The organism is Alphaproteobacteria bacterium (assembly GCA_030740435.1).
Taxonomy (GTDB): domain Bacteria; phylum Pseudomonadota; class Alphaproteobacteria; order UBA2966; family UBA2966.
Genome location: JASLXG010000140.1, coordinates 1 through 6,952 on the forward strand (window position 1 = coordinate 1; position 6,952 = coordinate 6,952).

Below are 6,952 nucleotides of genomic sequence, written 5' to 3' on the forward strand. Positions count from 1 at the left end.
CATCGAGCAACTCCACCACCCGCAGCGCACTTCATGAACCGCCGTATACGGATCCGTACGTACGGTGGTGTGGGAGGAGGGGTGCCGCAAGGCCCCCTCCTACCCGATCCGCAGTAGCGGCGGGTCGCGTTGCTCCCGTTGCACCAAGACCAAGCAGCAAAGATAAAACACTGTGACGGCATCGCTAAGCCGCCCCCCATGGGGGGGCGGAGGCCAAGGGCGCGAATGCGCCCGCCCGGTGAGGGGCCAACAAAAAGCCGGCGCTAAGCCGCTCCCCTCTAGGGGTGCGGAGGCCAAGCGCGCGGAGCGCGCGCCCGGTGAGGGGTCAAAAAAAACCAGACGAAATCCGAATGAACCATTTGGATTTCGTCTGGGCCTCTACTTTTTGCCGTGCACGAACAGCACCAGCGGCAGCACCACCAAGGAGACCGCGGCGAAGGCGGTGAAGGCGTTGATGTAACCGATCATGTTGGCCTGGCGCAGCACCTCGCCGCTCAGCGAGGCCAGCGCCTGGGGATTGTCGAGCACGGCCCAAAGCCCGGCGAAGGCGGGATAGCCCAGCACCTCGTTGAGCGGCGAGACGTTCTCGCCGAGTTCGAAATACTTGATCGAGGTGGTGCGCAGCACCACCACGATGCTGACCGAGATGAACACCGAGGAGCCGAAGTTGCGCACCAGGTGGTAGATCGCGGTGCCCTCGTTGAAATAACGCTCGGGCAAGGTACTGAAGGTGATCATGGTCAGTGGCACCCAGATGAAGCCCACCCCCAGGCCCTGCAGGAGGCTGGTCCAGGCCACCTCCCAGACGCTGACGTCGATCGAGAACTGCGACATGAAATAACCTGATACGCCCTGCAGGCCGAAGCCCACCAGCACCGTCAGGCGGGGATCCAGCCGGCTGGCCCAGAACATCACGACGAAGCCCAGGAAGGTGCCGCTGCCGCGGGCGGCGATGAGCAGGCCGACGATGGAATCGGGAAAGTCCCTGAGCGTCTGCAGCATCACCGGCAGCAGCGTGATGGGCATGAAGTTGAGCATGCCGAAGGCGAAGGTAAGCAAAAGCCCGACCGAGAAATTGCGGTCCAGCAGCAATCTCGGACTCAGAAAGGGTCGTTCGGCAGTGGCGCTGTGGGCGAAGAAGATATAGAACGCCAGCCCCGCCACGCCGGCCAGCAGTATGATCAGGGGGCTTTCGAACCAGTCCAGCTGGTGGCCGCGGTCGAGCATGTACTGGGCCGCGGCAATGGCCAAAGCGAGAGAGATGAAGCCGGTCCAGTCGAGCCGGCCCTCGCCCTCTCGGCGGCGCTGCTGGACCAGGGCGATGACGCCGGTAAGCGTCATCAGGCCGACCGGCACGACCATGAAGAAGACCCAGCGCCAGGAGTAGGTCTCGGAGAGATAACCGCCCAGCGAGGGCGCGATGATCGGCCCCAGTACCACGCCCATGCCGAAAAAGGCCTGCACCGGGCCGCGCTGTTCGCGCGGGTAGATGTCCAGCGCGATGGCCTGGGCCAGCGGTACCAGCGGCGCCCCGAAGCCGCCCTGCAGCATGCGCATCAGCACCAGCACTTCGAGCGATGGCGCCAGGCCGCACAACAGCGAGGCCAAGGTAAAACCGACCACGCCCCAGATGATCACGGCGCGGCGGCCAAAGCGCCCGGCCAGCCAGCCGGCCATCGGCGTCATCACCGCGGTGGCAATGATGTTGAAGGTGATGACCAGGGCGATCTCGTCGGTGGTGGCCGAGAGCGCGCCCTGGATCTGCGGCAGGGCGACGTTGGCGATGGTCACCGTCATGGCATAGAGCATGGTGACGGTGGTCAGCACCATCAGCGTCAGTGTACGGCGCAGCCCGGTGGGGTATTCGTGGTGGTGGGCCGTGGGGTTCATGAAACTTGGTCGAAAGCGGCGTCAGTCAATCAACAGCAGCCGTGGTAAGCCGACCGCCAGGGCCGGCAGGACCAGCACCAGGGCCAGGCCGAGAAGCTGGATCAGCACCAGCGGCACGATGCCGCGGTAGACGTCGGCCAGACGCACCCCGGGGGGCGCGGCGCCCTTGACGAAAAACAGTGCAAAGCCGAAGGGCGGGGTCAGGAACGAGGTCTGCAACACCAGCGCGATGAGCACGGCGATCCAGACCAGAGAGAGCTCCGGCGAGCCCACATAGGACGCAAAATCGAGGCCGTCCAGGATGGGCAGGAAGATGGGCAGGGTGATCACCGTGATCTCGATCCAGTCGATGAAGAAGCCAAGCAGGAAAATGATGCCCAGGATGAGCAACAAGATGCCCCAATCATCGAGGCCGGTGCCGCTCAGCGCCGCGATCACCACCTCGTCGCCGCCCAGGTAGCGGAAGGGATAGGAGAATATGGTTGCCGCGATGACGATGAAGAAAACCATCGAGGTGGTCAGCGTGGTGCCGATGATGACCTCGTTGAGGCGCATCAGGGAAAAGCTGCCGTTGACCAGCATCAGCACGATGCCGCCGGCCGCGCCGACGGCGCCCGATTGGGTCGGTGTCGCCCAACCGGCGATGATCGAGCCCAGCACAGTAGCGATCAGCAGCACTGGCAAGGCCAAGTTGCGAATCGCGTACCACAGCAGGTTTCGCGGCAGGCTCTCCCGGGCGCTGTCGAAACCGGGTGCGGCGCCGGGATCGAACTGCGCCTTGGCCATGTAGTAGACGATAAACAGCGCCGCCAGTAACAGTCCGGGCGCCAGCGTCGAGAGAAACAGCGAGCCCATGGGCACGCCCAGCAACTGGGCCAGGAAGAAGAGCATGATGCCGGGCGGCAGGATGATGCCGAGCGTGCCGGCGGCGGCCACCGAACCGGTGGCCAGGCTGGGCCGGTAGCCTTGCTCGAGCATGGTCGGCAGCGCCACCAGCGCCAGCGTCGCCACCGAGGCGCCGATCAGGCCGGCCGCCGGGGCCAGCAGGATGCCGAGGATCGTCACCCCCACCGCCAGGCTGCCCGGCACGCGGCGCAGCAGCACCCGCATGCAGAGCAGCATCTCGCGGGCGACGCCCGACTTTTCCAGGGCCAGGCCCATGAACAGCAGCATCGGCACGGCCGGGTAGATCAGGCTGCCCGAGAGGCTGCCCCAGACCCTGAGCGGGATGTTGAGGAAGGCGACGGCCGGGATCTCGCCGGCCAGCCAGCCCAGCCCCGTGAACAAGAGGCCGACGCCGGCCAGCACCAGCGCCACCGGGTAGCCCGAAAACAGCAACACCGCCAGCGCCGGCAGCATCAAGACGGGCAACAGCTCGGCCAGGGTTTCCATCTCAGGCCTCGTCCGGCGCCGGGCCCGGGCCGCGGCCGCGCAGGAAACGCACATTGCGCACGATGACGATCAGGCCGGCCAGCGCCAGCAGCGAAAAGCCGAACGGCAGCATGCTCTTGACCAGCCACTTCAGCGGCCGGCCGAGGAACAGCCAGGAGCGGTCACCATTGAGGTAGCTCTCCCAGATGAAGGGGGCATAAAGACCGGCAATGGCGGCGGCCAGCGGCAGCAGTACAAGCAGGCCGCCGGCGATCTCCAGCCGGGCCTGGGTGCGGGGATGCAAGCGGGCACGCAGGATGTCGACCCGCACGTGGGCGTTCTTGAGATAGGCGTACGCCAGCCCCAGCACCACCAGCAGCATGAAGGCGCGAAACTCGATGACCACGAAAAGCCCCGAAGGCGTGGTGGTGAACTGGCGCGCGATGATGTCGTAAACCCGCACGCCGACCAGCGCCAGCAGCGTGATCCAGGCGGCCGTGATGGCGATGCCGGCAATGGTATTTTCCAGGCTCGCCAGCAGGCGGCCGACGGCATCGGCGGGGGCCTCGTCGGGCCGGGGCCAGATGAGGCGGGCGATGAGGTGCTGGCGGAAGGCATAGAGCGCCGCCAGCGGCAGGATCAGCGACAGCAGGCCCTGGCCCAGCGTGGCCAGCGAGACGATCAGCGCCAGCAACGCAGCCGCGGCCAGCAACCAGGCGCTGTTGCGGCCCGCCATCTGCGAGAGACCAAGCGCGCCTTCCCGCGTTGCCGTCTGGGTGCCGACCACCGTCAGCAGCACGCAGACAAAGAGCGCCGATTCCTGAAAGATCGTCAGCAGCTCGGACAACACCGCCGTCGAGAGCAGGCTCTCGAAGGCCACGACGATGAGGAAAAGATCTGCCCCCAGCGCTACCGGATCGGGCCGGCGCCGCAACGCCGCCAGGCCGGCCAGCACCGCCAGCGCCATGATGGCGGCGAGCTGGAAGCGCCAGCCCAGTTCCGGATCGGCCCAGCCATGGAGGGTGAAGACGATGATTGGTGCGTATTCAAGCAGTCCCGGCCCCAGTGCCCTGACTTCGCGCCAGCCGGCCATCAGGGCGGTCCGTTCACTTGTAAGGATCGGCGGCGTCGCGCAGGCCGTCGCCGAAGAAGTTGAGCGCCAGCACGATCACGATCACCGGCGCCACCGGCATCATCAGCCAGGGATAAAGCGCCACCACGTTGATGTTCTGGGCCTCGTTGAGCAGCACCCCCCAGCTCGTGATGGGCGGCCTCAGCCCCAGCCCGAGGAACGACAGCGCCGTCTCGCCGAGGATCATCGAGGGCACCGAAAGCGTCGCCGAGGCGATCAGGTGGCTCATGAAGCTGGGCAGCAGGTGGCGCGTGATGACGCGGCGCGGCCGGGCGCCCATCAGCGTGGCGGCGGTGGCGAAGTCTTCTTCCCGCAGCGCCAGGAATTTGCCCCGCACGGCCCGCGCCAGTCCCGTCCAATCCAACAGCCCGAGGATGATGGTGATACCGAAGTAGATCAGGATGGGGCTCCAGGTTACCGGCAGCGCGGCCGACAGCGCCATCCACAGCGGCAGTTCGGGAAAGCTGCGGATAATCTCGATGAGGCGCTGGGTCATGGTGTCGAACCAGCCGCCGTAATAGCCGGCGACGCCGCCGAAGCCGATGCCCAGGAGGAAGCTGATCGTGATGCCGATCAGGCCGACGGTCAGCGAGATGCGCGTGCCGTAAACGATGCGCGACAGCATGTCGCGGCCCAGGCGGTCGGTGCCGAGCAGAAAGAACGTGCCGCCCGGGGCCGGGCAGATGATGTGGAAGTTGGCCTCGAAGAGGTTCCAGAACTTGTAATCGTCGCCCCGGCAGAAGAAACGCAGCGGCTGCACCTTGGCCGGGTTGGGCTGGTACTCGCGCTTGAGGTTCTTCATGTTGAGGCGGAACTTGTAGCCGTAGACGAAGGGTCCCCGGAACTCGCCCTCGTGAAAGAGGTGCAGGTCCTGCGGCGGGGCGTAGATGTGGCGCGCGTCGCGGCTGTTCAAATTGTAAGGCGCCAGCACCTCGCTGATCAGGATGGAGGCATACATCAGCGCCAGGATCAGCCCCGAGACCACGGCCAGCTTGTGACGGCGGAACTTCCACCACATCATCTGCCACTGCGAGGCCATGTAGTAGCGTTCCTGCTCGGGCGTCAGTTCCTCGACCGCATAGGGGTCGAAGGGCGCGGCGTTGACCCAGTGCTCGAGCGGCTTGTCGCCAGCGTCGGGGACGCCGTCGCGGACGCTGTCGTGAGTGCTGCTCATCGCGTGCCGCTTTCGCCCAACCGGATGCGCGGATCAAGCGCCGCCAGCGCCAGGTCGGAGAGGAACATGCCGAACACCGTCAACACCGAGAGGAACATCAGGAACGAGCCGGCCAGGAACTGGTCCTGCGACTGCAGCGCTTGCACCAGCATCGGCCCCGTGGTGGGCAGCGACAGCACCACCGAGACAATGGCGGCGCCCGAGATGATTTGCGGCAGCAGGTTGCCGATGTCGGAGATGAAGGGATTGAGCGCCATGCGCAACGGGTACTTGACGAGCAGCCGGAAGGGGTGCAGGCCCTTGGCCCGGCCGGTCACCACATACTGCTTCTGCAACTCGTCGAGCAGATTGGCGCGCAAGCGCCGGATCATGCCGGCGGTGCCCGAGGTGCCGATGACGACGACCGGAATCCAGAGATGCTGGAGCACCGAGACGAACTTGCCCCAGGACCAGGGCTGGTCCAGGTATTCCGGTTCCATCAGGCCGCCGATGGAGGTGCCGAAGGTGACGTTGGCGAAATACAAGAGCACCAGCGCCAGCAGGAAGTTGGGCGTGGCCAGGCCGATGAAGCCGATAAAGGTGAGGCCGTGGTCGCCCAGCGAATACTGATGGGTCGCCGAATAGACGCCGATGGGAAAGCTTACCAGCCAGGTGAAGATGATGGTCGTGAAGGAGACGATGAAGGAAAGCAACAGCCGGTCGCCGACCACCGCCGAGACCGGCACGTTGTGCTCGAAGGAGAAACCGAGATCGCCCTGCAGCATGCCCGAGAAGCCGTCGGGGCCGGGCCAGATGCCGAGCCAGGCGGCATACTGTTCGACCAGCGGCTGGTCGAGGCCGTATTGGGCACGCAGGAACTCGATTTTCTCCAGCGCCGCGGTGTCGCCCTGGCTCTTGAGTTCCTGCAGTTGGTTCGAGAGGTAATCGCCGGGCGGCAATTGAATGATGATGAAGACCAGGACGCTGATGGCGAACAGCGTCGGGATCATGATCAGCAGGCGGTGGATGAAGTAGGTGAACATGGGCCTTCGCGGTGCCGCTGGCCCCCCTGGTCGGGGCGCGATTGGGTCCGGCCGCAGCGCCGGTTCAATCCCCCACTATGCCCGAAAGCCCGCGCCAAAGCCAAGCGGACCGAGGCAACCAAGGATTCCTCGGGTGCCCTGGCCCTATGGGTTGCTGTCGGGAAACGGGTGGAAGATGTTCAGAATTGAAACGCCGCCGCCTCAAGTCGACGCTGATCGTCGATGAATCCCCCATTTCCCAGATGAACTCGTTAATCGATGCCCTGAGATGGAGATTATGCTATAAGAATCAATATGTTGAGGAGTTGATGGAGTGGTTGGCATGGCACACCCGATGGGTGAATCGAAACGGGACGGACTTCG

General features: G+C 65.1%; 5 protein-coding genes. All 5 read right to left on the minus strand.

Annotated features, from left to right (window positions below; genetic code table 11):
- Positions 1-378: 378 nt before the first annotated feature.
- Genes QGG75_14490 through QGG75_14510 form a run of 5 tightly spaced genes read right to left on the minus strand, consistent with a single transcriptional unit; the run spans position 379 to position 6,589 of the window.
- The gene (locus QGG75_14490) at positions 379-1,890 is read right to left on the minus strand and encodes a DHA2 family efflux MFS transporter permease subunit (protein MDP6068441.1); all 1,512 of its coding nucleotides are present in this window, start codon (positions 1,888-1,890) and stop codon (positions 379-381) included.
- A 21-nt stretch (positions 1,891-1,911) separates the two neighbouring features.
- Positions 1,912-3,282, minus strand: coding sequence for a TRAP transporter large permease subunit (locus tag QGG75_14495; GenBank protein MDP6068442.1), 1,371 nt, complete (start codon positions 3,280-3,282; stop codon positions 1,912-1,914).
- Position 3,283: 1 nt separating this feature from the next.
- On the minus strand, positions 3,284-4,354 hold the full coding sequence (locus QGG75_14500; GenBank protein ID MDP6068443.1) for a TRAP transporter small permease subunit: 1,071 nt from the start codon (positions 4,352-4,354) through the stop codon (positions 3,284-3,286).
- 13 nt (positions 4,355-4,367) lie between these two features.
- Positions 4,368-5,567: an ABC transporter permease gene (locus tag QGG75_14505; GenBank protein ID MDP6068444.1), complete on the minus strand. Its 1,200-nt coding sequence runs from the start codon at positions 5,565-5,567 to the stop codon at positions 4,368-4,370.
- Entirely contained in the window at positions 5,564-6,589 is a 1,026-nt protein-coding gene (locus QGG75_14510; protein MDP6068445.1) for an ABC transporter permease, read from the minus strand. The genes QGG75_14505 and QGG75_14510 overlap by 4 nt, the downstream gene beginning before the upstream one ends.
- Positions 6,590-6,952: the final 363 nt, after the last annotated feature.

What these genes read in the sequence shown, in the direction of transcription:
- QGG75_14490 (MDP6068441.1), bottom strand. Translation starts at nt 1,890, where the DNA reads ATGAACCCCACGGCCCACCACCACGAATACCCCACCGGGCTGCGCCGT.
- QGG75_14495 (MDP6068442.1), bottom strand. Translation starts at nt 3,282, where the DNA reads ATGGAAACCCTGGCCGAGCTGTTGCCCGTCTTGATGCTGCCGGCGCTG.
- QGG75_14510 (MDP6068445.1), bottom strand. Translation starts at nt 6,589, where the DNA reads ATGTTCACCTACTTCATCCACCGCCTGCTGATCATGATCCCGACGCTG.
- QGG75_14500 (MDP6068443.1), bottom strand. Translation starts at nt 4,354, where the DNA reads ATGGCCGGCTGGCGCGAAGTCAGGGCACTGGGGCCGGGACTGCTTGAA.
- QGG75_14505 (MDP6068444.1), bottom strand. Translation starts at nt 5,567, where the DNA reads ATGAGCAGCACTCACGACAGCGTCCGCGACGGCGTCCCCGACGCTGGC.